Annotated in this window: 27 protein-coding genes; 14 read left to right on the forward strand and 13 right to left on the reverse strand. The window is 61.2% G+C overall.

Translation table 11 applies throughout. From position 1 onward, the window contains the following. Positions 1-92 precede the first annotated feature (92 nt). From WHJ28_RS07520 to lexA, 4 genes are read right to left on the reverse strand one after another with little or no spacing between them, the layout of a single operon-like run. Entirely contained in the window at positions 93-854 is a 762-nt protein-coding gene (locus WHJ28_RS07520; RefSeq protein WP_340041212.1) for an exodeoxyribonuclease III, read from the reverse strand. Then, positions 851-1,090 (reverse strand): permease of phosphate ABC transporter, encoded by a 240-nt coding sequence (locus tag WHJ28_RS07525; RefSeq protein ID WP_340041214.1) that lies wholly within the window; start codon positions 1,088-1,090, stop codon positions 851-853. Before WHJ28_RS07525 ends, WHJ28_RS07520 begins: the two co-directional genes overlap by 4 nt. After that, a complete protein-coding gene (locus tag WHJ28_RS07530) occupies positions 1,087-1,542 on the reverse strand; it encodes a methylated-DNA--[protein]-cysteine S-methyltransferase (RefSeq protein WP_340041216.1) in 456 nt (151 codons plus the stop codon). Before WHJ28_RS07530 ends, WHJ28_RS07525 begins: the two co-directional genes overlap by 4 nt. Before the next feature lies 1 nt (position 1,543). Continuing rightward, positions 1,544-2,143: a transcriptional repressor LexA gene (gene lexA, locus WHJ28_RS07535; protein WP_087399970.1), complete on the reverse strand. Its 600-nt coding sequence runs from the start codon at positions 2,141-2,143 to the stop codon at positions 1,544-1,546. 201 nt (positions 2,144-2,344) lie between these two features. Between lexA and WHJ28_RS07540 the strand changes: the two genes are divergently transcribed. Continuing rightward, positions 2,345-2,785, forward strand: coding sequence for a LytTR family DNA-binding domain-containing protein (locus tag WHJ28_RS07540; RefSeq protein ID WP_340041221.1), 441 nt, complete (start codon positions 2,345-2,347; stop codon positions 2,783-2,785). A gap of 10 nt (positions 2,786-2,795) precedes the next feature. Continuing rightward, positions 2,796-3,263, forward strand: a complete 468-nt coding sequence (locus WHJ28_RS07545; RefSeq protein ID WP_340041223.1) for a DUF3021 domain-containing protein — start codon at positions 2,796-2,798, stop codon at positions 3,261-3,263. On the opposite strand, the gene WHJ28_RS07550 is transcribed toward WHJ28_RS07545, so the two are convergent. After that, complete coding sequence (locus WHJ28_RS07550; protein ID WP_340041225.1) at positions 3,223-4,098, reverse strand: MerR family transcriptional regulator; 876 nt, start codon at positions 4,096-4,098, stop codon at positions 3,223-3,225. The genes WHJ28_RS07545 and WHJ28_RS07550 overlap by 41 nt on opposite strands. 94 nt (positions 4,099-4,192) lie before the next feature. Between WHJ28_RS07550 and WHJ28_RS07555 the strand changes: the two genes are divergently transcribed. Then, positions 4,193-5,533: an MATE family efflux transporter gene (locus WHJ28_RS07555; protein ID WP_340041227.1), complete on the forward strand. Its 1,341-nt coding sequence runs from the start codon at positions 4,193-4,195 to the stop codon at positions 5,531-5,533. 45 nt (positions 5,534-5,578) lie between these two features. Here WHJ28_RS07555 and WHJ28_RS07560 read toward each other — a convergent pair whose 3' ends face one another. From WHJ28_RS07560 to WHJ28_RS07570, 3 genes are all read right to left on the reverse strand, one after another. Next, the gene (locus WHJ28_RS07560) at positions 5,579-7,174 is read right to left on the reverse strand and encodes an MBL fold metallo-hydrolase RNA specificity domain-containing protein (protein ID WP_340041229.1); all 1,596 of its coding nucleotides are present in this window, start codon (positions 7,172-7,174) and stop codon (positions 5,579-5,581) included. 132 nt (positions 7,175-7,306) lie between these two features. Beyond that, positions 7,307-9,454 (reverse strand): Ig-like domain-containing protein, encoded by a 2,148-nt coding sequence (locus tag WHJ28_RS07565; protein WP_340041231.1) that lies wholly within the window; start codon positions 9,452-9,454, stop codon positions 7,307-7,309. A 31-nt stretch (positions 9,455-9,485) separates the two neighbouring features. Beyond that, positions 9,486-9,911 (reverse strand): helix-turn-helix domain-containing protein, encoded by a 426-nt coding sequence (locus WHJ28_RS07570; protein WP_340041233.1) that lies wholly within the window; start codon positions 9,909-9,911, stop codon positions 9,486-9,488. 119 nt (positions 9,912-10,030) lie between these two features. On the opposite strand from WHJ28_RS07570, the gene WHJ28_RS07575 reads away from it, so the two are divergent. From WHJ28_RS07575 to WHJ28_RS07600, 6 genes are read left to right on the forward strand one after another with little or no spacing between them, the layout of a single operon-like run. Next, positions 10,031-10,738 (forward strand): serine/threonine protein kinase, encoded by a 708-nt coding sequence (locus WHJ28_RS07575; RefSeq protein ID WP_340041235.1) that lies wholly within the window; start codon positions 10,031-10,033, stop codon positions 10,736-10,738. Position 10,739: 1 nt separating this feature from the next. Beyond that, the gene (locus WHJ28_RS07580) at positions 10,740-12,008 is read left to right on the forward strand and encodes a hypothetical protein (RefSeq protein ID WP_340041237.1); all 1,269 of its coding nucleotides are present in this window, start codon (positions 10,740-10,742) and stop codon (positions 12,006-12,008) included. A gap of 14 nt (positions 12,009-12,022) precedes the next feature. Then, on the forward strand, positions 12,023-13,279 hold the full coding sequence (locus WHJ28_RS07585) for a zinc-ribbon domain-containing protein (RefSeq protein ID WP_340041239.1): 1,257 nt from the start codon (positions 12,023-12,025) through the stop codon (positions 13,277-13,279). Positions 13,280-13,293: 14 nt separating this feature from the next. Then, positions 13,294-14,214 (forward strand): zinc ribbon domain-containing protein, encoded by a 921-nt coding sequence (locus WHJ28_RS07590; protein ID WP_340041241.1) that lies wholly within the window; start codon positions 13,294-13,296, stop codon positions 14,212-14,214. Between the two features lie 3 nt (positions 14,215-14,217). Further along, positions 14,218-15,453, forward strand: a complete 1,236-nt coding sequence (locus tag WHJ28_RS07595; RefSeq protein WP_340041243.1) for a zinc-ribbon domain-containing protein — start codon at positions 14,218-14,220, stop codon at positions 15,451-15,453. A gap of 14 nt (positions 15,454-15,467) precedes the next feature. Continuing rightward, positions 15,468-16,739, forward strand: a complete 1,272-nt coding sequence (locus WHJ28_RS07600; protein WP_340041245.1) for a zinc ribbon domain-containing protein — start codon at positions 15,468-15,470, stop codon at positions 16,737-16,739. Positions 16,740-16,805: 66 nt separating this feature from the next. Here the strand turns inward: WHJ28_RS07600 and catA are convergent, their stop codons facing one another. The 5 genes from catA to WHJ28_RS07625 all read right to left on the reverse strand — a co-directional run bounded on the left by catA (position 16,806) and on the right by WHJ28_RS07625 (position 19,890). Continuing rightward, positions 16,806-17,438 carry a type A chloramphenicol O-acetyltransferase gene (catA, locus tag WHJ28_RS07605; protein WP_340041247.1) on the reverse strand — a complete coding sequence of 211 codons (633 nt, stop codon included), beginning with the start codon at positions 17,436-17,438 and terminating at the stop codon, positions 16,806-16,808. 237 nt (positions 17,439-17,675) lie between these two features. Next, the gene (locus WHJ28_RS07610; RefSeq protein ID WP_340041249.1) at positions 17,676-18,212 is read right to left on the reverse strand and encodes a TlpA family protein disulfide reductase; all 537 of its coding nucleotides are present in this window, start codon (positions 18,210-18,212) and stop codon (positions 17,676-17,678) included. After that, a complete protein-coding gene (locus tag WHJ28_RS07615; protein WP_340041251.1) occupies positions 18,209-19,081 on the reverse strand; it encodes a 4Fe-4S binding protein in 873 nt (290 codons plus the stop codon). The genes WHJ28_RS07610 and WHJ28_RS07615 overlap by 4 nt, the downstream gene beginning before the upstream one ends. Further along, complete coding sequence (locus WHJ28_RS07620) at positions 19,074-19,205, reverse strand: CD1871A family CXXC motif-containing protein (RefSeq protein WP_340041253.1); 132 nt, start codon at positions 19,203-19,205, stop codon at positions 19,074-19,076. The genes WHJ28_RS07615 and WHJ28_RS07620 overlap by 8 nt, the downstream gene beginning before the upstream one ends. 10 nt (positions 19,206-19,215) lie before the next feature. Further along, positions 19,216-19,890, reverse strand: coding sequence for a hypothetical protein (locus tag WHJ28_RS07625; RefSeq protein ID WP_340041255.1), 675 nt, complete (start codon positions 19,888-19,890; stop codon positions 19,216-19,218). A gap of 133 nt (positions 19,891-20,023) precedes the next feature. Between WHJ28_RS07625 and WHJ28_RS07630 the strand changes: the two genes are divergently transcribed. The 5 genes from WHJ28_RS07630 to WHJ28_RS07650 all read left to right on the forward strand — a co-directional run bounded on the left by WHJ28_RS07630 (position 20,024) and on the right by WHJ28_RS07650 (position 25,055). Next, positions 20,024-20,698 carry a response regulator transcription factor gene (locus WHJ28_RS07630; protein WP_340041257.1) on the forward strand — a complete coding sequence of 225 codons (675 nt, stop codon included), beginning with the start codon at positions 20,024-20,026 and terminating at the stop codon, positions 20,696-20,698. Next, on the forward strand, positions 20,695-21,819 hold the full coding sequence (locus tag WHJ28_RS07635; protein ID WP_340041259.1) for a sensor histidine kinase: 1,125 nt from the start codon (positions 20,695-20,697) through the stop codon (positions 21,817-21,819). Before WHJ28_RS07630 ends, WHJ28_RS07635 begins: the two co-directional genes overlap by 4 nt. Before the next feature lie 113 nt (positions 21,820-21,932). Next, positions 21,933-23,300, forward strand: a complete 1,368-nt coding sequence (locus WHJ28_RS07640) for an MATE family efflux transporter (protein ID WP_340041261.1) — start codon at positions 21,933-21,935, stop codon at positions 23,298-23,300. A gap of 476 nt (positions 23,301-23,776) precedes the next feature. Then, positions 23,777-24,151: a BlaI/MecI/CopY family transcriptional regulator gene (locus WHJ28_RS07645; protein ID WP_340041263.1), complete on the forward strand. Its 375-nt coding sequence runs from the start codon at positions 23,777-23,779 to the stop codon at positions 24,149-24,151. After that, entirely contained in the window at positions 24,144-25,055 is a 912-nt protein-coding gene (locus WHJ28_RS07650; protein ID WP_340041265.1) for a M56 family metallopeptidase, read from the forward strand. Before WHJ28_RS07645 ends, WHJ28_RS07650 begins: the two co-directional genes overlap by 8 nt. Positions 25,056-25,057: the final 2 nt, after the last annotated feature.

A 25,057-nucleotide genomic window follows, 5' to 3' on the forward strand; every position in this document is an offset into this window, starting at 1 on the left:
CCCCTATTTTAGCCAAACAAAGTCAATATGGCCGGGTCGCATAGCGGCCCGCCCACAAAATAAAATGGCCGCCTGATGGCGGCCATTTTATTTCACATCATTCCATCCAGATCCAGTTCCACCGGGCAGTGGTCGCTGCCGGTGACGTCGGCGTGGATGATCTGGTCCTTCACCCGGGGCATCAGGCGCTCCGACACGATGAAGTAGTCGATGCGCCACCCGGCGTTGTTCTTCCGGGCGTTGAAGCGGTAGCTCCACCAGGTATAAGCCCCGGTCTTGTCCGGATACAGGACACGGAAGCTGTCGGCAAAGCCGCTCTGGAGCAGCATGGTCATCTTGCCCCGCTCCTGGTCGGAGAAGCCCGCGTTGCCCCGGTTGCTCTTGGGGTTCTTCAGGTCGATCTCCTCATGAGCCACGTTGAGATCGCCGCACAGCACCACCGGCTTCTTCTGGTCCAGCGCCATCAGGTAGGCCCGGAAATCATCCTCCCACTGCATCCGGTAATCAATGCGGGCCAGCTCGTTCTGGGCGTTGGGGGTATAGCAGCACACCAGATAGAAGTCCGCATACTCCGCCGTGATCACCCGGCCCTCGGTATCGTGCTCCGGGATGCCCAGGCCGTAGGTCACGGTCAGAGGCTCGGTCTTGGTGATCAGGGCGGTGCCGGAGTAGCCCTTCTTCTCGGCGCTGTTCCAGTAGATGTGGTAGCCAGGCAGGTCCAGCTCGATCTGGTGGGGCTGGAGCTTGGTTTCCTGAAGGCAAAAAGCGTCGGCGTCCATCTCCTGGAAGATGTCCAGAAAGCCCTTGCCCAGGCAGGCCCGCAGGCCGTTGACGTTCCAGGTAATCAGCTTCATGCATCCCTCTCCTCTCTCCCCCAGGCAGTCAGATGGGGGAGGAATTTCAGCATAATGGGCAGATAGGTGGCCACAAAGACGACCACCGCCCCCAGAGCCGCCCATTTCCGCGCCCGTTTGGGAGCGGCCAGCCCCAGCATGACACCGGCGGCGCACAGGCACAGCTTCACCAGGGCCAGGTCCTTCCAGTTCATCTTTGCGATATAGGCGTCGGCGGCAGAAAACAGTCTCTTCATAAGATTCCCTCCAGTCGCAGCAGCCATTCCTTCAATTTCAGTCCGCCCCCGTAGCCGGTGAGGGTCCCGCCGGCCCCCACCACCCGGTGGCAGGGCAGCAGAATGGGCAGGGGATTGCGGTGGTTGGCCTGGCCCACCGCCCGGCTGCCCTTGGGGCAGCCCACCCGGCGGGCCAGTTCTCCGTAGGTGATGGTCTGCCCGTAGGGGATATCCGCCAGGGCGGACCATACCTTGTGCTGAAAGGGGGTGCCTTGGGGGGCCAGGGGCAGGTCGAAGTCCCGCCGTTCCCCTGCCAGATAGGCCCGCAGTTCCTCCCGCCCCCGGGCAAGCAGGGGCGTCTCCTCCCCCGCCGGAGGCATGGGGGCATTGGGCAGGTACAGGGCGGCAAGCGCGCCCCCGTCCTCCTCCAGGGCCATGGACCCCACGGGAGTATCAAAGACCACCCGGTCCATCTCAGTACCGCCGTACCACGGCGGTGACCTTGCCCAGGATGGCGCAGCCCTCGCCGTCGATGGGCTCGTAGTCCGGGTTCTCCGGCATGAGCCACACATGGCCGTCCTTCCGGCGGAGGGTCTTCACCGTAGCCTCGTCCTCAAAGAGGGCCACCACGATCTCCCCACTGTGGGCATCGGCCTGCTGATGGACGATCACCAGGTCCCCGGGCAGGATACCGGCGTATTTCATGGACTCTCCCCGCACCTTCAGGGCAAAATACTCCCCGGGCCGCCCGCCGGTGTCAAAGGTCAGATAGTCCTCAATGCACTCCTGGGCCAGAATGGGGGACCCGGCGGCCACGCTGCCCACCACCGGCACCTTGTCCTCCGGGACCGCCGGGGTCTCCGGCTGGGCCACGGTGATGGAGCGGGTCTTGCCCTCCGCCTTGGTGATGAGGCCCGCCGACTCCAGCCCCTTCAGGTGAAAGTGGACGGTGGAGGGGGATTTCAGCCCCACATAGGCCCCGATCTCCCGGACGGAGGGGGGATAGCCGTGCTCGGCAGAGAAGGAAATGATATAGTCGTAGATCTGCTGCTGCTTGGGCGAGAGCGTTTTCATGGCAGACCCTCCTTATCCAGTCTTATGTGACTTTAGTATACCATAATCCTCTCATGATTGCAAACATTTGTTCTAAATATACCGTGGTTTTTTCTCTCTATCATACCACCTGTGAGGCCAAAACGACCGGCTGTGGAAAATGGGTTGCACCTCGCCCACCCGCTCCCTATAATGGCATCATCACGGAAAGGGGTGATCACCATGCAAGTGGAAGTAAGCATTGACGAGGCCTATGTCCAGCCAAAGGCTGTTATTTTCACCGCCGCCCTTACCGATGACGTGCGGCAGGCGGTGGAGCAGCTCTCCCGGGCCGGACAGCGGCTGATCACGGGCTGTCGGGGCGAGACGGTACGGCTGCTGGAACCGGCGGAACTGATCCGGGTATACGCCAGCGCCGGAAAGGTGCTGGCTGCCACCGATCAGGGAGCGTATGCCCTTCGCCTGCGGCTGTACGAGGCGGAGGCGCAGCTGGACCCCCATCTCTTTGTGCGTATTTCCAACTCTGAGCTTATCAATCTGAAAAAGGTCCACAGCTTTGATTTGAGCCTGACCGGCACCATCCGGGTAAAGCTGACCGATGGCACCACCACCTATGTCTCCAGGCGGTATGTCCCAAAGCTGAAAAAACGATTTGGTCTGTGAGGTGAACCGTATGAAAAAGAATTTGCTTCTGCGGGGATTGCTGGGCATTCCTCTGGGGATCGCCATCGGGCATATCATCACTGTTTTTTCCTCCCTGTCCTGGGGAAACGGGGCCTTTTATCCCTGTATGCCCACCTTTGCGGCCCAGGTGGGAAGTGAGGCCCAGGCTGTCCTGATCCAGACCGCCCTGTGCGGCCTGATCGGCGCAGGCTTTGCCGCCGGTTCCGTGCTGTGGGAGCTGGAGCGGTGGAGCCTGGCCCGGCAGACTGCTGTTTACTTCCTGCTGGGGGCCGCCCTGTTGATCCCCACCGCCTACTTCTGTCACTGGATGGAGCGCAGCCTAACGGGCGTACTGGGCTATCTGGCTATTTTTACTCTGCTCTTTTTCCTGATCTGGGGTATCCAGTATATGCTGGCCCTGCGCAGCGTCAAAAAACTCAATTCCAGTCTGGGGGACAGAGATCAGAGCACACCCTGATCTCCGCCGTCAGTCTCCTCCGGGAGAAACACCGACAGCCGCAGCAGATACTGGTCGTAGCCCTTGCCCGCAGTTCGTCCAGCAGCACATCCTCCCAGAACAGCTCCCCCAGTGCCAGGCCGTGGACATCGGCCCACTCCAGCAGCCGCCGGTAGCCCTCCCGAACGGTGTCAAAACTGCCGGCATGGAAGTAGGTCAGATAACGTCCCGCCGGAGCGGTGAGCAGCCGCACTCCTCCGATGGGCCTGTCCACCTGGGTGTAGCAGTAGGTATAGCCCTCCCAGTCCTCCCGCCGGGCGGCCCCCACCGGCAGGATGGCCCCCAGGGCGTAGGGGCTGGCCACCTGATGGGCCTCACAGTATTCCAGATGGCGGGCCAGGATGTGGACGTATTTGCCCACGTCGGTGATACCGGGGGCGGCGGTGGCCACATACCACCGCTGGGGCCACTCCTCCACCACTACCTGGCCGGGCTGAACAGCCAGAGCCTGCCGGGTCAGCTCCGCTTTCCGGCGGATCAGGGTCCGCAGCCGACGCAGCCGGGACAGCTTCTCCGTCAGGGCGGCCGCCTCCTCTTCCAGCAGCTCCAGCAGCGCCTCCGGGCTGCGCCGGTCCAGGTAGGCCTTGATGTCGGACAGGGGCATTCCCAGCTCCTTGAGGACGGAAATGACTTGGAACACCTCGATCTGCACTGGGGCGTAGTAACGGTAGCCGTTCTCCCCCCGGATGGCGGGAGAGAAGATGCCGATCTCATCGTAGTGGAACAGGGTGTGCTTGGTGACGCCGCACAGGGCCGCAAACTCCCCGGTGGTAAAGCGCATCTCCGTTTGATCCATGGCGCAAACCTCCCTCTTGACTATCGGGTTACCCGATAGCTTATCATGATTTGTGCTGCTTGTAAACGCTTGCTGGAAATGGAGGGAACAGGCCATGAAAAACCGGTTGGATCAGGACTTTACTCTGGGCGGACTGCTCCGCTTTGCCCTGCCCACCACCATCATGATGCTGGTGACCTCCCTGTACACCATTGTGGACGGGGTGCTCACCTCCCGGCTGGTGGGCGAGAACGCCCTGGCTGCCATCAACATCGCCTACCCCGCCATCAGCATCGTGCTGGCGGTGGGTATCATGCTGGGCACCGGCGGCAGTGCCGTGGTGTCCCACCGGATGGGGACGGGGGACCTGGAGGGAGCCCGGCACACCTTTGGCTTTCTGGCGGTGACGGCAGTGTGCGCCGGGGTATTCTTTGCCCTGCTGGCAGCCTTCGGCGCAGAGCCTCTGGCCCGTCTGCTGGGGGCCAGCGACCTGCTGCTGGCGGATACCGCCTGCTACCTGCGTATCCTGCTGCTCTTCACTCCCATGGCCATGCTCCAGCTGCTTTTTGAGAGTTTCTTTGTGGCGGCGGGCAAGCCCGGTCTGGGGCTGGGGCTCACCATCGCCGCCGGCGTCACCAACGGCGTGCTGGACTGGCTGTACATGGGGCCGCTGCAAATGGGCATTGCCGGAGCCGCCGTGGCCACCGTCACCGGCTACTGCATCCCGGCGGTGTGCGGCGTGGTCTTCTTCCTCACCCGGAAGGAGGGGCTGCGCTTTGCCCGGCCCCGGCCCAACTGGCCTCTGCTGGGCAAGGCCTGCTTCAACGGCTCCTCCGAGATGGTGACCAACCTGTCCACCGCCGTCACCACCTTTTTCTTCAACGCCATTATGATGGAGTTTCTGGGAGAGCCGGGGGTGTCCGCCATCACCATCGTGCTCTACGCTCAGTTCCTGCTGGTGGCTCTGTTCCTGGGCTTCTCCATGGGTGTGGCCCCGGTGTTCAGCTTCAACCAGGGGGCGGAGCGGTATGACCGGCTGCGCGCCACCTTCCGCCACTGCACCCGGTTCATCCTGTGCGCCGCCGTGGGCATTCTGGCCGCCGCTCTGGTGCTGGCCCCGGTCATCGTGGGGGTGTTCTCCCCCGCCGGTACCCAGGTCAATGCTCTGGCCCTGGAGGGCTTCCACCTCTTTGCCCCCACCTTCCTCTTTGCCGGGATCAACATTTTTGCCTCCGCCCTCTTCACCGCCCTGTCCGACGGGCGGACCTCCGCCCTTATCTCCTTCGCCCGCACCTTCGGCTTCCTCATGGCCGGGCTGCTCCTGCTGCCCCGGATCATTGGGGTCACTGGGGTATGGATCGCGGTGCCGGTGGCGGAGGCTGTCTCCTGCCTGCTGTCCATTGGCTTTTTGTGGTACTACCGGGCCAAATTCGGCTACGGGGCCATCCCCGCATAACAACAAAGGCCGCCCATATCGGGCGGCCTTTTTGTATGGCAGATATCAGCGGTCCCACTTCTCGATGATGGCCCGCAGCTGGTCGGCAAACTTGCCCAGGTCCTTGTTGGTGCCGCCCTTGTTGTGGGCGATGACCTCCATCAGCTTGCGGCCCACTTCCTCCAGCCGCTGGTAGGCGGGAGAGGCGCCGGGGGTGGCTGCGGGCTTCTGCTCCGGCGGCAGGCCGGGAGAGAGCATCTTGTTGGTGAGCAGGTCGTAGACCTCCTCATAGTTGGGGGCGTGGGCGGCCAGTCCCCGCTGGCGCAGGGTGTTGGCGTAGATCTCGGTGACCTCCGCGTCGCCGTGGACCACAAATACCTGCCGGGGCTTGGGGTTATAGCTCTCGATCCACCGCAGCAGGCCGTCCCGGTCGGCGTGGGAGCTGAGGCCGTGGAAGTTGACGATCCTGGCCCGGACGGCGATCTCCTCGCCGAACAGCTTCACCGACGTGACCCCGTTGATGAGCCGCCGGCCCAGGCTGCCCTCGGCCTGGAAGCCCACAAAGACTACGGTACACTCGGGCCGCCACAGGTTATGTTTCAGATGGTGGCGGATCCGGCCGGCATCGCACATACCGGAGGCAGAGATGATGACCCTGGGAGTCTTGTCCTCATTGAGGGCCCGGGACTCCTCGCTGGACTCGGTGATGGTGAGGCCGGGGAACTGGAACAGGGCCCCTCCCTTCAGGGCGGCAATGGCCTCCTCGTCCAGATAGCCGTGGAGGTCGCCGGAGAAGATGCGGGTGGCCTCGCCCGCCAGGGGGGAGTCCACCACCACCTGGAAGTTGGGCACGCTCTTCACTAGTCCCTGCTCCTTCATCTCCCGCATGAAGTACAAAAGCTCCTGGGTGCGGCCCACGGCAAAGGAGGGGATGATGACGTTGCCGCCCTTGCCCAGGGTCTCGTCGATGATGGCGGCCAGGTCCCCGGTGTAGTCCGGGTCCTTGTCCATGTCGTGAAGCCGGTCACCGTAGGTGGATTCGGTGAGGACGTAGTCGGCCTCCCTGATGTACTCCGGGTCCCGGATGATGGGCTGGTCCCGGTTGCCGATGTCGCCGGAAAATACCACCTTCCGGGTCTCCTCCCCCTCGGTGAGCCACATTTCCACGCTGGCCGAGCCCAGCAGGTGGCCCGCGTCCACAAAGCGCACCTTCACCCCGTCCTCGATCTGGAGGCGGGTGCCGTACTCACAGGTGACGATGTGCTTGATGGCGGCCTCGGCGTCGGCCACGGTGTAGAGGGGCTCCACCGGCTCGGCGCCGGCACGCCTGCCCTTCTGGTTCTGCCACTGGGCGTCGCTCTCCTGAATGTGGGCGGAATCCCGCAGCATAATGCTCAGCAGCTGCCCCGTGAGACGGGTGCAGTAGATGTTGCCGGTAAATCCCTGCTTCACCAGCAGGGGGATACGGCCGGAGTGGTCAATATGGGCGTGGGTGACCACCACCGCGTCGATGTACCCGGCGTTAAAGTCCAGCTCCTGGTTGTCCCGCTCGTCCCTGCCCTGCTGCAGGCCGCAGTCCACCAAAATTTTCTTCCCGCCGCACTCCACACAGTGGCAGCTGCCGGTCACGGCGCGGGCTGCGCCGAAAAAGGTCAGTTTCATGGGGCACCTCCTTGTCTGATTTGTACAATCTTATTGTAATACGCCCGGTGTAAAACCGCAAGTATGGAAACGCCGGCGGTGGAAAAAGCGGCCGCCCGAAGGCGGCCGCTTTTCACAGGAAAAGACAGTCGGTCATTTCTGCATATCGATCACGTTGATGGCGATGGCAACGGGAGTAGTGCCCTTGTAAATGGTGCCCACGCTTACCATATACTCCAGGGAGGGGAGTATGCCTCTCTGATAGACGTCATAGGTGTAGCCGTAGTTTATACCGCCCTGGCTGTTGGAGTACACAAAGCCTTTCCCCTTGAGCAGCTTGACGTAGAGGTCCAGCACATCCCGCCGGTTGCTGGGTCCGCCGGGGATATCCTTCAGGTCATAGACATACATGGTGGAGTTGTCGTCCGGCTCCTCACTCATGGGGGTGACACCGAAGATACCGCCAAAGTCGGGAATGTTGGAGTAGCCGCTGTAAGTAGCGTCCAGATCCATGTTGCCGGTATTGCCGCCGGAGCTGCCGCCGGAGGAGGAACCGTTATCGCCGCCGTCACCATCGCCGTCACCGCCGCCTTCCCAGCCGCCGCTGGAGCCGCCGCCCAGGGTAATGGTGTAGGTGCCCCGGTCGCCCAGGTCGTCAATAACGCGGAAGTCGCCTCCCACAGTGGTAACGGTGGAGGGAGTGGGGCCGCTGTACTCTCTCACGGTGACCTTCACATAGCCGGTGGAGTGGGCCAGGACGGGGTGGGACATGGTGGTGCGGTCATAGCTTCTGCCGTCGATGACCACGGTGTCGTTCTGGATCATCACGGTGAAGTTGGTTTTGTTGCGGACCAGCAGGTAGACCTCGATCTGGCTGCCGTCGTCAGAGTGGCGGTACTTCTGGGTCTTGCCGTAGTAGAATTCCACATTTTCGTCGCTGTACAGCTTCTCCTTGCCGCTGACGGCAGGGATGGTGTCGTCGGTCTTGCCGGTGTACAGGTTGGTGGCGTCAAAGCGGGCATGGGTGGTCTTGGAGCCGCTGCCCACGCCGCCCAGAATGACCCGGAACTGTCCGCCCACAGTCTGGACGCTGTTCAGGTTCACCAGGGAGGAATCATAGTTCTTGATGGTAACCCTGACGGTACCGGTGGAGTTGGCGGATACGTCGGCGCTCATGACCAGGTCGTTAAAGGTGTAGCCGTTGAGGCTCACCGCATCGGCCTGAACGGTGATGGTGCTCCCCGTCTTGTTGGTCACGTCCAGATAGAGCTCGGCCTCGCCGGCGTCATATCTGCTCTTCTGGACCTTGGAGAACTTGATGCTGACGTTGGAGTCCTCATAGAGGGGCTGGGTAGACAGGGCCCGCTTGGACACGGTGACGGTGCAGGTGGCCTTGACGCCACTGGGGGCGGCGGCGGTGATGACGGCAGTGCCGGGGGCCACGGCGGTCACAGTACCGTCACCGGCCACGGTGGCCACGCTCTTGTTGGAGCTGGTCCAGGTCAGCTTCTCGGTGGAGTTGGCGGGGGTGACAGAGGCGGTGAGCTTGCCGCTCTCGCCCTGCTGAATGGCCAGGGTGGTCTTATCCAGGGTGATGGCGGTAATGGTCACCGGCTTCTCCTCCAGGGTCACCTGGCGGCGCTGGTCGGGCAGCGCCATGCGGGAGATAATGGTGGCTACCGAGGCACGGTCAATGGGGGTCTCAGGCAGGAAGGTGCCGTACTTGTCGCTGCCGGTGAGGATGCCCGCCCGGTAGAGGGTGTAGATATCCCCGTAGTTGGCAGAACCGGCGGCCAGATCGGGGATGTCCCCGTCCTCGATGGTGTTGATGGCCTTCAGTTCCTCGGCGGGCAGGGCCTTCACCAGGATGCCGGCGAACTGACGGCGGGTGGCGTTGGCGTTGTAGTCGGTGAACTGGCCGGCGGTGATGATGCCGTTTTCCACCGCGTAGTCCACATACACCTGGTACCAGGGCTCACCCTGCTGGAAGTCGGCCTTGCCGGTGTGGTAGATGCTGTGCAGGCGGCAGGCCAGGGCCAGGGTAGAACTGATGGTCAGGTTCTGGGTGGGGGAGAAGGTGTTGCCGCTGCTTCCCTTCACCAGGTCCAGCTCGTAGGCCTTCTGCACGCTCTCGGCGTACCAGCTGGAAGCGGCTACGTCGGTGAATTTCCCGGCGGTGTAGGTATTGACCTTTTGAAAGTTATCCAGGCTCTCTGCCGCCAGGGCCGCCCCGGGCAGCATGGACACGGACAGCACCAGGGCCAGCGCCCCGGCGCAGATCTTTTTTGCAATGGTTTTCATATAGTTCGCTCCTCTCATTTGGTGGATGGCATCAATACAGGGTCCTTTCGTTTTCCGAAAACAGCTTGTCGTTGATCTCCCCCAGCTCCATGTGATGCACAATGCCGAAGCTGATGATGGCGTCCCGCTTCAGCCGAGGATAGAGAGGGGCATAGCTGGCCTGCTTGAGCAGCCGCTGGGCCTCCTCCAGAGTGGTCTCCAGCCCCACGCACAGGCAGAGCAGCCGGTCCCGGGAGGGATTGCGCCGGCCGGCAAAGACCTGGTGGAGATAGACCTCGCTCATCCCCGCCTTCCGGGCCAGGGCCGCCTTGGAGAAGTCCTTTTTCCGATATAATTCCGCCAACAGCTCCGCAATGCTCTGGTTGGCAAAGAAGGGCTGATTGTCCTGCAGATAAGAATCAATATTTGCCTCGCTCATCAACTCCTGACTCAGGTTATCTGTGGTCTTATTTTCCATCTCTGCCACTCCTCTTTACTTTGCGCTGGAAATCGTTTATACTCTATTTATACTAAATGTACAACACTTTGTACTTGGATACAATATGCCCACTGCATAGTGTACAAAGTTTTTCAGGGGTGATTTCTATTTATACCTGGCTTACCAATGCGCTTCAGGAGGAGTATGAACTGGTCCGGATTTTAAAGGAAAGCCCCCGGGGCAGCGTACAGCTCATCCGACACAAGGCCACCGGCAAACGGCTGGTGCTGCGCCGTTTTACCGGCAATCCGGAAGTCTATCAAAAGCTGCTGGACTACACCTGTCCCAACCTGCCCACCGTGTACGAGGTGGCGGTGGATGGAAACAAGGTCCTGGCGCTGGAGGAATTTATTGAGGGCGACACCCTGGGCTTCCTGTTGCAGGAGGCCCTCTTTTCACCTGAGGAGACCCGGAAGATCGTCCGTCAGGTATGCAAGGCCCTGTGGGTCCTCCACTCCATCGGCGCCGTCCACCGTGACGTGAAGCCGGAGAACATCATCCTCCGGGGAGACGAGGCGGTGCTCATCGACTTCGACGCCGCCCGTTTACATAAACCGGAGCACGACAACGATACTCAGATCCTGGGCACCACCGGCTTTGCCGCCCCGGAGCAGTACGGCCTGTCCCAGTCGGACATCCGCACCGACATCTACTCCCTGGGGGTGCTCATCAACGTGATGCTCACCGGAGAGCATCCCTCCAAGAAGCTGGCGGGGGGCAAAATGGGCCGCATCGTGGACCGCTGCACCCACGTCAATCCCCAGCACCGCTACCGCAACGTGCTGCGGCTGATGGAGGTCTTGTGACATGACCGGCGGGACCAAGCCCTGCCCTTCCTGCGGCGCTCCCCTCCCCAGCGAGGCCTCCTTCTGCCCCCACTGCATGGAAGCCCTCCGCCCCCGGCGGGAGGCGGAGCCGCCCCTCCGCCGGTGGCTGCGGCCCCTGCGGCGGGTCGTGCTGCTGGCGGTGCTGGCCGCCCTGGCGGCGGCGGTCTGTTTGCTCTATGACGCCGTTACCCCCGACACATATGACGGCTGGGGGGAGCTGACCTACCGTCTGAACGACAACGACTACCATCTGGCCGTCACCTTCCGCAACGACAGCACTCCGGAGCCGGTATATACCGTGCAGACCATCGAGGACTGGGACTATGACCGGGCCGCCAAGCTCTTTGTCACCCATGTGGACTCCGGCGCCGACGCCGGGCAGGTCTTTCGCCAGCAGATCGAGACCATTCAGGTCCAGGTGGTCCAGGCCCAGGACAACCCCTCCCCCATCACCTGGCAGCAGCCCACCTATCAGGGCGATTCCGCCGCCGAGGGAATGGCCCTCTCGCCGCTCTATTTTGACGGTCAGAGCCGGGGGGCGGCGGAGATCCGGTGGACCCTAAACATGAAAAACGGGGACACCATCCTGCTGCGGCACAAAATGGTGATCGAGCCGGTGGATGTGGTGGACTACACCCCGGAGGGCTACGACATGGACACCATTGAGGACCTCCAGGCCCTGGTGGATCAGATCCAGGCAGAGATTCCCCTGCCCACGGTGGTACGGATCAATCTGCCCCCCGTCCACTACGAAGGAGGCCTCACCATCACCGGGCGTCCCATCAACCTGTACGGCACCGTGGATGACAAGAAGATGCGCACCGCCTTTCTGGGCCCAGTGACGGTGGACGTGGACCGGGGCCCCCAGTGCTTCATTGAGAATATTGATTTCCGGGGCAGCGGCTCGGGCACCGGCCTCACCGTGGAGGCCGACGGCCGGGTGCGGGACTGCCTCTTCACCGGCTGGGATACCGGATTGCTGGTGGGCGGAGACGACTGGGCCGACCCCACCGGGTGCTGGTTTGAGGACAACGGCGTGGGCTTCCGCTTCGACAGCGTGGGGGACTACGTCAACGGCAATATGCTGGAGGGCAACACCTTCCGGAACAACGGCACTGCCGTGGAGCTGCTCCGGGTACCCGGAGCCAAGATCCTCTACTTCAACGGCTGCGCCTTCTCCGGCAACGGCCTGAACCTCTCCAACCCCGCCGGCCACCCCACCGACCTCACCCGTGCCACCTTTGACTGAGGGAGGCGAGTGCTATGAATTTACGCTGCCCTCACTGCGGCACACCCCTTCCGGCGGAGGCCTCCTTCTGTCCCCACTGCGCCCAAAACCGCCGCACCCGGCAAGAGGTGGACACACCCGTCCGCCGGTGGCTGAAGCCGTTCAAGCGGACTCTTCTGCTGCTGGTGCTGGCCGTCCTTGGCTGGGCGGGCTGGCTGGTGTACGGCACCTTTACCCCCGATGTATATGAGGGCTGGGGGGAACTGACCTACAACCTAAACGGTAACGACTACCACCTGTTCCTCACCTGCCAAACCGACGCCGTCCCCCAGGCGGCCCATACCATGCAGGTGGAGGAGGGCGGGGTCTACGACCGGGTCTCCCGGCTGTTCGTCACTCATGTGGACTCCGGCCAGGACGCGGGACGGGTCTTTTTCAACCAGATGCAGCAGTTCCAGACCCGGGTGATCCAGCCGCCGGACAGCCCCTCCCCGGTGGTCTGCTCCCTGCCTCTGGACCCCGAGGACCCCTACGATGGCCTGGCCCTGACCACTCTGGATTTTACCGGCCGCAGTGAGGGGCCGGTGGAGGTGGAGTGGACCATCACCATGAAAAACGGGGACACCATCTTTCTCCGCCAGAAGATCGACTTCCAGAGGGTGGACACCGCCCACTACTACCCGGAGGACTACGATATGGACACCACCCAGGACCTCCAGGCCCTGGTGGATCAGATCCAGGCGGAGGTCCCCCTGTCCACGGTGGTGCGGATTCACCTGCCGCCGGTGACCTATGAGGGCGGCCTCGTCATCGACCGGCGGGGCATCAACCTCTCCGGCTCCACCGACGGGCAGGGCCGGCGCACCACTTTCCTGGGGCCGGTGGTGCTGTCGCCGGAGGAGGACCCCCTGTGCGACATCGAACACATCGACTTCGTGGGGAACGGCACCGGCACCGGCCTCACCGTGGCCGCCCAGTACCGGGTGCTGGACTGCTCCTTTACCGGCTGGGACATCGGTCTGCTGGTGGGCGGGGAGGCCTGGGCCAACCCCAAAGACTGCCTCTTCACCGACAACGACATCGGCTTCCGCTTCGACAGCGGCGGAACTTACTGCAATTACACCGATTTTACCAACAACACCTTCCGGAACAACACGGTGGCGGTGGACCTTTTGCGGGTGCCCGGCCTCAGAACCATCGACTTTACCGGCTGCCTGTTTGACGGCAACGTGGCGACCATCCTCAACCCCAACGCCCATGCCATTGACACCGGAGGCGCTACCTTTACATGAAAGAGATGATCCCTATGGAACACAAATGCCCCCACTGCGGCGCAGCTTTGCGGTCGGAGTCCTCCTTCTGTCCCCACTGCGCCCAGAGCATCCGTACCCGGGAGGCGGCCCCCGTTCCCGCCCGCCTGTGGCGGAAGGGTCTGAAATGGATGCTGGCTCTGGCCATCGCGGCGGCGGCCGTCCTGGTGGGCTGGGCGCTGCTCCATGAGCCTCCCGCCAAACTCCCCGCCGGGGAGACCACGCCGGTGGTCTTTCAGGAGGACGAGGACGGCATGGTGACGGTCACCCCCGAATATCTGGAGGCGTTCTTCCCCACCCTCACCTGCATCGACTTTGGCACCACCATCAAGACGGGCGACAACATCGACGACTATCTGGTGGACAGCTTCCAGATGGCCATTCTGGTGTCCTCCCGTGGCGCCGAAAGCGCTGTGGGGGAGCGTGGGATGTACGACGCGGGGGGCGACTCCAACAACCGGGTGGCTCTGCTGATCTTTGACGGCAACACCCACCTGATGGGCTATTTCATCGGCTCCCCCACCAGCCTGGGGGACGGCAAGTGGCAGATGGACGTGGTGAACTGCGACTACGACTTCACCCACCTCTACGAGGCGGAGCTGGCCGCCTTTGAGGGCAACTGGGAGGACGATTTCTCCACCTACATCCCGCCGGAGGAGATCCCCTCCTCCGGGGCGGTGTGGTTCCTGAAGGGCTACAACACCGGCCAGGGCCCGGTGCTTCGGAAGGACGACGCCCAGATCTACACCCTGTGGCACACCCTCCACGGCCCGGAGCTGGAGCGCCAGTGCCGGGAGATCCAACGGCTGGAGGAGTTCCTGCCCAATGAGGGCCGGTGGATGTGCTACCTGCTGCTGGACCGGGACTACAACCTGCTGGGCTACACCATGCTGGACTACCAGGGGAACGGAGGATAAGAGATGGATCACAAATGCCCCCACTGCGGCGCGCCTTTGCGGTCGGAATCCTCCTTCTGCCCCCACTGCGCCCAGGATATCCACCCCCGGAAAGCGGCAAAAACCGCCACTCCCCTGCTGAAAAAGCTGCTGCTTGGGCTGCTGGCTCTGGCGCTGCTGGCCGCCGTGGGGTTCGGACTGTGGCTGGCCTTCGCCCCCAAAACCTACGACGGCTATGGGGAGGTCCGCTACGGGGACTATCAGCTCCTGCTCACCCAGCACGTGGACCGCTACACCCCCGTGCCGGAGATGACCATTCCGGGGGAGCCGGAGGGCCAGTATCGGGTGCCCTCCCGGCTGTTTATCAACGACAGCACCGGCAGCGATGTCTCCGACGCCTTCCTGGCGGAGGTGGAGGAGGTCAGTGCGGCCTTCATCGGCCAGGAGGACAGCTCCTCCCCCTACCTGTGCTCCCAGCCCGCCTACAACGAGGGAGCGCCCGAGTGCCCCCTCATCTCCCTCATCGACTTTACCGGGGAGAGCGGCACGGCGGAGCTGGTATGGACCTTCCAAATGAAAAACGGAGACACCATCTACCTCCGGCAGACCTATGAGGTCGTTCCCATCCCGGTGTATGACTACTACCCGGAGGACTACCCCATGGACACGGCGGAGGACCTGCAGGCACTCATCGACACCATTGGCGGCCAGGTGAACGACCCGGTGGCGGTCATCAACCTCTATCTGCCTCCGGTGACCTACGAGGACGGTATCACCATTCGGGGCCGGAGCATAAACCTGTACGGCTCCGCCGACGAAGCAGGAAACCGCACCACCTTTACCGGCCCCGTTCAGGTGGTAGCTCCCGACAGCGAGATCGCCTATCTCCAGGACATTGACTTTGCGGGAAGGGGCAGCGGCACCGGTCTCTCTGGCTCCATTTCTTTCCGGGCCACCAACTGCACCTTCACCGGCTGGGACACCGGAGTCTATGCCTACGGCACCAGCTGGGCCAACGTCATCGGCTGTACCTTCCAAAGCAACGGCATCGGCTTCCACTTTGACAGCGTGGGAGAATACGCCAACCACTCCATGTATAACGACAACCGCTTTTTCGGCAACGATGTGGCGGTGCTGCTGGACAACGTACCCACCAACGTGACCCTCAACTTCCAGGGCTCCGTCTTCCGGGCCAACGCCCAGAGCATCCTCAACCGCTGCGACCAACCCCTGGATCTGTCCCAGGCCACCTTTGAGTAAAGGAGAATCCCACTATGGAACGCAAATGCCCCCACTGCGGCGCGGACCTGCCGGAAAACGCCGCCTTCTGTCCCCACTGTGCCAAGGATATTCACCCCCGGAAGCAGGCAAAAACCGCCATCCCCCTGCTGAAAAAGCTGCTGGTGGGCCTGCTGATCCTGGCGGTGGCCGCCGCCATTGGCGGGGTAGTCTGGTACTTCAACCGGCCCTATGAGCCCCAGGAATTTGACGCGCTGGGCGAGGTATACTACGAGAGCGGGGACAAAACCTACCAGCTGCTGGTGGCCTGGCCCAACGACCGCTGCGCTCCCGCCCCCGACATCTACCAGCAGGGCGCTCCCGACGAACAGTACCGCTGGCCCTCCCGGTGGTACGTCAACGACGCCGCCACCGGCGCCGACGCCTGGAGTGAGTTTGAGCCGCTGGTGGAGCAGGTCACCGTGGAGGTGGTCCCCGACGAGAATGCCGCCGATCCCCTCACCCCCGGGGAGCCCCGTCACGACGAGGACTACTCCCCCGACGCCGCCATGATCTGCCCCCTGGACTTCACCGGCAATTCCGGAGAGTCCCAGATCGTCTGGACCGTCCAGATGAAGAATGGGGACGTGATCCGGGTCCGCCAGAACATCCATGTTACCGCCATCATCACCCACGAGTACCACTGGGAGGACACCCCCATGGACACCGTGGAGGACCTCCAGGCCCTGCTGGATCAGACCGCCAAGGAGATCGCCCCTTCCGATCTGGTGTACATCTACCTGCCCCCGGTGACCTATGAGGGAGATCTGAATCTGAGCCGCTCCTATGAGTTCTACGGCTGCACCGACCAGGGGGCGGACCGCACCACCCTCAAGGGCTCGGTGACAATGGACGGCAGCGCCAGCTTCTACTGGATCAACTACTTCTACGATATGGATTTCGTGGGGGACGGCACCGACACCGGCATCATCGCCCCCACCAAGGCCTGGGCCATTGGCTGCTCCTTCACCGGCTACAAGACCGGCTTCCAGTCCCAGGGGGAGGCCTGGATCAATGTGACCGAGTGTACCTTTATGGAAAACGAGGTGGGCCTCCACTTCAACGCCACCGGCCAGTCTGCCTCGGACAGCCGCTACCACGACAACCAGTTCATCAACAACGGCACCGCCGTGCTGATGGAGAACGTACCCACCGACATCCCCCTGGACTTTGCAGGCACCGTGTTTTCCGGCAACGATACCGACGTGGACAACCAGTGTGACCATCCCATTGATCTGTCCCAGGCAATTCTGGACCCGGAAGGTTAAAAAAGAGGCGGCACAGCGTAAAAGCTGTGCCGCCTCTTTTTTGTCGTTCAGGCGTCTCCATCCCGTTTACCAGGCTCCCCCGGCAATGTCCTCTTTCAGTTCGGACAGCAGCCTGCAAACATGAAAGCCGTCACAGGCCCCGTGATGCACCTGGATGGAGATGGGCATCCGGCAGCGTTCCCCCTCCCGCTCGTACCTGCCCATGGTGAAGATGGGAAGCAGGTAGCGGTACCCCTTTTGCAGATTGAGCTGAAAACCGTCAAAGCTCTCCCAGGGCAGCATGGAGACCGGGAAGGCATTGGGCGGCACATCGGGCTTGGCCATCATGCTGTGGTTGCCGCCATATTGCTGCTGGTCCTGTCGGTAGGCTCGGCAGAAGGCCTCATAATCCGCTATATAGGCGGTCCAGAGATTGGAGAAGGTCTCGCTGTCCTTGTGGAAAATGGTATAGCAGGGATGCACGGTGGTATAGCAGCCCAGGTTGCCGTCGGCGTCAAAGTCCATGCGGAACTCCGGATGCCGGTTGACCGCCCGGGCCAGCAGGTGGAGCATGGTGGGATAGAGCTTCACCCCGGCCTCCACCAGGGGAGTGATATCCAGCTTTGCCGTCAGGCTGTAGGTGCAGGGCACCTCCGTGAGATAATGCTCAAAATGTTCTCTCCGGGCCCAGCTGTCCAGATGGATGGGGTGAAACTCCATGGCCCTATCTCCTCCTGTCTCTTTCTCATAACTGCCTGTTTATTATACCATGGCTGCAAGCCGTTCCGGCTTGTGCGCCGCAGCGCGGCAAAAACCGGTGCAGCCGGTTTCGGCCATGGTGTAACAAGCGCAGTGCGCGGCAGTTCGCCGCGCCCAGTCGCCTGAAAGGCGGCCCCAAACAGCCTGGCTGTTTGGACTGCGGTTATTATACCACAAAAGGAGCGCTGTACCAGCCCCTCAGCCGTCGATGGCCTGCTCCAGACGGGCCTTCAGGGTGTCCTCCTGTTCCTTTACATTCCCGATGATGGGCGCGCCCACAATGTTGCCCTCGCTGTCCACCACATAGGTGGTGGGATAGCCTGCCAGCTGGGAAATGAAGTCCAGGTACAGCTCGTTCTCAGGGTCGGGGGACAGATTGGTGTAGGTCACGCCCTTTTCCTCCAGGATGTTCTGGGCGGTCTTGCGCTGCTCCTCCCCTTCGCCGGAATCGGAGGCCACCCCGATGAGGTTGATGTTTTTCTCCTTCAGCTCCTGATAAAGTTCCTCCAGCTCGGGCATTTCCGCGATGCAGGTGCCGCAGCCGTTGTTCCAGAAATTCACGATGGTGGCGTCGTAGTCGGCAAAGATCTCGCTGGTCACCGTGTTCCCCTGGGTATCCTGCTCGGAAAATGTGGGAAAGGGGGTTTTGGAGACCAGTTCATCACCGGAGGAACCACAGGCGGTCAGGCTCAGCCCAAGGGCCGCGGTCAAAATCATACACATTACTTTTTTCATGAAATACGCTCCTTTTTCTGTTTTGCATTCAGGATCGGGGTCCTGCCAATGGCCTGATGGGGACAGGCCCGGATACAGTCCCCGCACCGGATACATTCGGCGTGGTTGGGGTGGCGGAATACGTCCACATCCATTTTGCACACCCTGCTACACGCGCCGCAGCTGGTACACTTGTCCCCGTCCACCGACAGCCGGCAGAGGGAGACTTTGTTGAACAGGGCGTAGAAGGCGCCCAGGGGGCAGATCCACTTGCAGAATGGCCGGTAAAAAAAGACCGCCAGTACGATCAACCCCAACAGCACACAGCTTTTCCAGGTAAACAGCACCCCCAGGCTGGCCCGGATGTTCTCATTGACCAGAGCCAGGGGCAGTCCGCCCTCCAGAATCCCGGCGGGGCAGACATACTTGCAGAAAAACGGGTCGGCCAGCCCCACCTCATTGACCACCGTCATGGGCAGTACGATGACAAACAGCACCAGCACGATATATTTCACATAGGTGAGGATACGAAAGGGCCGGGTGCTGAACTTTTTACTGGGGATCTTGTGCAGCAGCTCCTGAAACCAGCCGAAGGGGCACAGGAAGCCGCACACCACCCGCCCCAGCAGGACGCCAAACAAAAGGAGTATCCCCACAATGTAGTAGGACACATGGTATTTGGGGGAGCCGATCACCGCCTGCAGCGAGCCGATGGGGCAGGAGCCCGCCGCCGCCGGGCAGGAGTAGCAGTTCAGGCCGGGCACGCAGACCTGTTTGCTGGCCCCCCGGTGCAGCTTTCCCTGGATAAAGTTTTGCAGAAAGGGGTTGAAGGCCAATGTGGCAAGCAGCTGTATGCGCCACCGGCCGCTCCCCCGTCGCTTTTTAGCCAATGCCAACACACTCCAGACACAGATTGATCCCCTTGTTCAGGACCGTGGCGGTCTCCCCCCGCAGGGCCCCCGCTGCCACCAGCACTCCGGCGGCAAGGAGGAGGACAACAGAAATTTTTCGCATGGCCCGTTCCTCAGCCCATGGGCATGGCCGTCATGCTGCCGTCCCCGCTCTCCTGAGGCTCCTCCTTCATATCCACAAAGCTTTTGGCGGATTCCGCCAGAGAGTCCGCGTCCGCGGTGGAGAGCCAGGCGGAGACCAGGGAGCCATCCACATACCACACGCCGGTGCAGGGGATGCCGGAGGCCATCTCGTCATTCTGGGCCAGAGCCTCCTGCATGGAGTCGTTGTAGGCTACAACCGGGAAGGGCGCGTCCTGATACAGCTGGTCGTCCATGCCCCCCTTGGTACACAGGACGATGTCGGCTCCGGCCCCCCGGACGTTCTCCACCGCCTTGACCAGCTCCTCATAGTACCCGGCAGCGCCCCCATCCTCCGGGTCCAGAAACGCCATGAAAGTCACAGAGGAGAGATCAGTATTGGTGAAGGCCTCTCCGGTCACAGTCTCGGTCTCAAACTCCCCCACCATATTGATGGCGATCTTGTCCGCCGCAGGAACCGAGTTTTCCTCCATATAGTTATCCACCCATGCCTGGTCGACCCAGCCCTTGTCCAGGGCGTCCTCGACGGTAACAGAGCCGTCACGGATGGCGGCCTCCACCTCCTCCAGGCTGGGCGTCTTGCTGCCGCAGGCGGAAAGAGTCATGCAGAGGGCCAGCGCTCCGGCCAAAACTGTTTTCTTGTTCATTGGAATGCCTCCTGTATTTTCATTTGACGCCGGACATGATACCATAACACAGGTCAAATCCGTGTCAAGGAGACCTTGACACGGATTTGACCTGACCTGTGGTACCATAAAAGAAAACAGCAGGAGTTTTGGCATGAGAATTTTAGTGGTGGAAGATGAGCGTCAGCTGTGCGACGATATTGCCGAGGACCTGGAGCTGGAGCGCTACACGGTGGAGCGCTGCTATGACGGCCTGGAGGCCTGGGAGCGGCTTCTGGTGGAGCCCTATGATCTGGTGGTCCTGGATCTGAATCTGCCCGGGATGGACGGGCTGGACATCTTACAGGCCGTCCGCCGGGAGAGGCCCCGCCTGCGGGTGCTGATCCTCTCCGCAAGGAGCACTCTGGCAAACCGTGTGGAAGGCCTGGATCTGGGGGCGGACGACTACCTGACAAAGCCCTTTGAGCTGGAGGAACTGGAGGCCAGAGTACGCAGCCTCCTCCGCCGGGACTTTGTCTCGCGAAGCACAGCGGTCACCGCAGGGCCTTTGATGCTGGACTCCGGAAAACGGGAGATCTCGGCCTATGGAACTCCCCTTCCGCTGACCCGCAAGGAGTTCGGCATCCTGGAGCATTTGATGCTCCACCCAGGAAATACCGTGAGTCAGGAGGAGCTGCTGGAACACATCTGGGCGTCCGACTCCAACCCCTTCAGCCATTCCGTGCGGATGCACATCTCCTCCCTGCGGAAAAAACTGCGGGACACCCTGGGCTATGACCCCATTACAACCAAGATCGGGCAGGGATATTATCTGGAGGTGGCGCCGTGAAACGCAGTCTTTCCCTGCGGCTGCGGGTGACCCTGGTGTGCGGCGTGCTGCTGGCGGCCTGCTGCCTGCTGCTCACCCTCAGCCATAATTATTACGCCTACGAGATGGCGGACGCCATTGAGGCCATTCCCATCCAACCTGCGCAGACAGTGGGGTCTGCCTCCTCCGCCCCCATGGCGTCCCTCTCCCTGGCCCAGGCCGCCCTCCCCGCCCGGCAGGCCTTCCGGACTCAGAGCCTGGTCGCCATGGGGGTCATTGTGGCGGCGGGGTGCGGGATGGTCTATTGGCTTACCGGGAAGGCCCTGTCTCCTCTGCGCCGGCTGGACCAGCAGATCCGCAGCCGGACGGCGGCAGATCTGGACCGGCCCCTGCCCGTACCCTCCAGCGGGGACGAGGTGGCTGGCCTGACGGTCTCCTTCAACCAAATGTCGCAAAATCTCAGTCAGGCCTTTGCCCGTCAGAAGCGATTCTCCCAGTGCGCCGCCCATGAACTGCGGACTCCGCTGGCGGTCCTGAAAACCCGCATCGCCCTGTTTCGCAAAAAAGGCCTGTGCGACACGGCGGAAACCGCAGCGCTGCTGAACGTACTGGAGGAGCACACCAACCGTCTGTCCGATCTGGTGGGCGATCTGCTGGCCCTCACCAACATGGATGAGCTGGAGCGGGACGAGCCCATCGACCTGGCCCAGCTGCTGGCCCGCACGGTAGACGGCCTGGAGGCTCTGGCAGCAGAGCAGAACATCCGCATCCAGTTACAGGCAGAGCCTGGAACTGTCCCGGGAAACGCCACTCTGCTGGAACGGGCCTTTTCCAACCTGGTGGAAAACGCCATCAAATATAACCGTCCCAATGGAACGGTAACCATTCGGGCGGCCCGGCAGGACCACCTGTTCCGGGTGGAGGTGTCCGACCAGGGTAGCGGCATTCCTCAGGAGCTGCGGGAACAGGTCTTTGAGCCCTTTTTCCGGGTGGACAAATCCCGCTCCCGACAGCTGGGCGGCGCCGGCCTGGGCCTCTCCCTGGTGCGGGCCATTGCGGAGCTCCACGGCGGGGCGGTCCGGGTGGAAGAGGCCCCCGGCGGCGGCAGCCGCTTTATTATAGCGCTGCCGGCTGTGCATTGACAGACGCAAAAAGTTATGATAGCATAAGAAGTGCGAAAGCTATATTTTTCCTTGTGGATGAGATAAACAAGGGAGAATATAGCTTTTTATTTTTACGGAAGAGGAGAATCTGTATGCAGCAAACCTTTATGAAAACCAGGCCTGTATTACCGCTGGTCCTCTCCATGTCACTACCCATGGTGATCTCCATGATGGTGGCGTCACTATACAACATTGTGGACAGCTATTATGTTGCCCAGATCAGCGAAGACGCCATGACCGCACTGTCTCTGGTGTTTCCCATACAGAATCTGATCAATGCGGTGACCATCGGCTTTTCCATCGGCGCAAATGCCGTGATCTCCTATCACCTGGGCGCCCAGGAGTACCAAAGGGCAAACGCCGCCGCAGCTCAGAGCATTGTATATAATGCTGTCCACGGCGTTTTGTTGACTGCGGGATGTATCCTGATTATGCCCTTTTTTCTGGGGCTGTTTACAACAGAGCCCCTGGTAATCCAGTTTGGGGTCCGCTATTCCCGCATCGCCTTTGGTTTTGCGGTCTTTGTGGCCGTCTCCATGTCTATGGAAAAGATTTTTCAGGCAGCCGGAAAGATGCTGATGACCATGCTGTGTATGCTGTCAGGCTGCGTGACCAATATCATTTTGGATCCCTTGCTGATTTTTGGCTGGGGGCCCTTTCCCCAGATGGGAATCGAGGGTGCGGCTTTGGCGACAGGTATCGGACAGACCTTCAGTCTGTGCGTCTACCTCATCTGCTATTTCGTGGGACACGTCCCCGTCCGTATTCGCTTCAGCACCCAGCTTTTTGACCGGGAACTGGCCAAGCGGATGTACTCCGTAGGTATCCCCGCCACGCTGAATCTGGCGCTGCCGTCGCTGATGATCTCATGTCTGAATCTGATCCTGGCAGCCTATTCTCAGGTCTATGTTCTGGTTCTGGGCGTGTATTACAAGCTGCAAACCTTCCTGTATCTGCCGGCCAATGGTATTGTCCAGGGAATGCGGCCTATCATCGGGTACAATTTCGGAGCCAAGGAGTACGCCAGGGTAAAGCGTATATACCGCACCGCACTTATCCTGTCCGTCTGCATTATGGCGGTTGGGACCGTCCTCTGCTGGGTCATCCCCAACCTGCTGGTCGGCTTGTTCTCCTCCAATGCCGACACCATTACAGTGGGCGGCACCGCTCTGCGCATCATCAGCATTGGCTTTGTGGTCTCCTCCGTGTCGGTCATCTCCAGCGGCGCTCTGGAGGGTTTGGGTATGGGTAGCCCCTCTCTGGTGATCTCCCTGCTCCGCTACGCCCTGCTAATCATTCCCGTCGCCTTTCTTCTGAGTCTTCCCTTTGGCCCAACAGGCGTCTGGCACGCATTCTGGATCACCGAAGGGGCAACCGCTGTACTCTCCTATGTGCTCTATCGCAAAAAGGTGTCCCCTCACGGCACCAGCGCTGCCCTGGCAAAGCAACAGGCAAACTAAATCAGGCCTCCGGAACGCATCTTCCGGAGGCCTGATTTTAGTTGAAATGTAAAAGGAAAACCGCTCAAACCCAAAGATTTAAGCGGTTTTCGTGGCGCTGCTAGCCAGATTTGAACTGGCGACCTCATCCTTACCAAAAAGTATCGGCATTTTTTGCGGAGTGTCCATTCATTTTAATCTGTGCCAGCTAGTCCTTGCGGCGCAAGGGGTTCCGTTCTTAACCGCTCCCCGCTCGTCCTCTTTGATTTTAAGCAATTTTAGGCCGTTTGTTGGAAGATTTGTTGGAAAGTATCTTTCACATCCCTACGCCAAAACGCATCCTTTTACCTTATTTTCTCCAAACCTATGGTGACCATACATACAGACAATTCATGTCACAAGCAACAGTTGTTACTGCTCTGTAACTTGACTGTAATACGCTTCTTATATAGTATAATCTTATCGACGACAAATGAAGTAAGAGAGGGAATACACATATGAAGCGACTGCCCGACACAGAACTGGAGGTCATGAAGGCGCTCTGGTCTCTCGGCACAGACGTGCCGCGTCTGGCTCTGGATCACGCATTGGTTTCCTTCCAGTGGTCCCGCAATACCATCAACACCTATCTGACCCGGTTGGCGGAAAAGGGCTTTGTCTCCGTCCAACGGGACGGCAAGAGCAATCTGTACACTCCTGTGATCTCTCGGGAGGAGTACCTGTCCTTTGACAGCCGCTCTGTCCTGAAGCGGCTCTACGGCTCGCCCCGGAATTTTATGGCCGCGTTGGCCAGGGACGGACTGGACCGGCAGGAGGTAGAGGAACTGCGCACCTTTCTGGAACAATTGGAGGGAGAAACTAAGCATGACTGACTTCCTGATCCGCCTGGGCACCCTGTCCCTGGGAGGCGGCGTGGCTGTTTTGCTGCTGCTTTTCGCCGGACGGGTGAGCCGGAAGCGGTACTCCGCCCGCTGGCGCTGCCAGGCCTGGGGTATTTTGTGTCTTCTCATGGTGCTCCCCATCCCGGTCTTCTGTTTTCCCGCACCGATACAAGCGCCTTCCGCCTTGATTTACCTGGATATCCCCTCCGACAACACGGTCCTGGATGGCCCGTTTTGGGAGTTTGGGGAGAAAACTTCTGTCCTCCCAGCTGACAGCGGGCAGACAGTGGGCGATGCCACCCATTCAACGGACACCCTCCCTGACCAGGTTTCCCAAACACCTGCCGATCCCATTCGCCCCGCCGTCTCGGTTCCCACACTATTGCTGGGGCTCTGGCTGAGCGGGATGGCCGCCCTCCTGGCCTATCACGGGATCTCCCACCTCCGGTTCTGCCGCTGGGTCAGGCGCTGGGCCGTCCCTGCAACAGACCCGGATACCCTGCAGGTGTTCCACAGCGCCGGAGACCGGTTGGGTCTGCGGCGACTCCCTGCGTTGCTGCGCTGTCCCCGGTTGGCCTCCCCCATGCTGTGCGGTTTGACCCGCTCCTTGCTCCTCCTGCCCGAACAATCCCCAGCAGGAGAAGCTCTGGAGTTGACCCTGGAACATGAACTGACCCACTTCCGTCACAGGGACGTATGGCGAAAGGCTCTGGCCCTTCTGGCCAACGCGATCCACTGGTTCAATCCCCTGATGTGGTGGATGGTGCGCAGAATGGCGTATGATCTGGAGCTGACCTGCGATGACGCAGTCCTTCAAACACACGGACAGGCCGGGCGGGCCGTGTATGGCCGCACGGTGCTGGAAGCCCTGGAGGCCCTGAGTACCCGTCCATAACC

The sequence above is a fragment of the Flavonifractor porci genome, from assembly GCF_037572415.1.
In the GTDB taxonomy this organism is placed as follows: domain Bacteria; phylum Bacillota; class Clostridia; order Oscillospirales; family Oscillospiraceae; genus Flavonifractor; species Flavonifractor porci.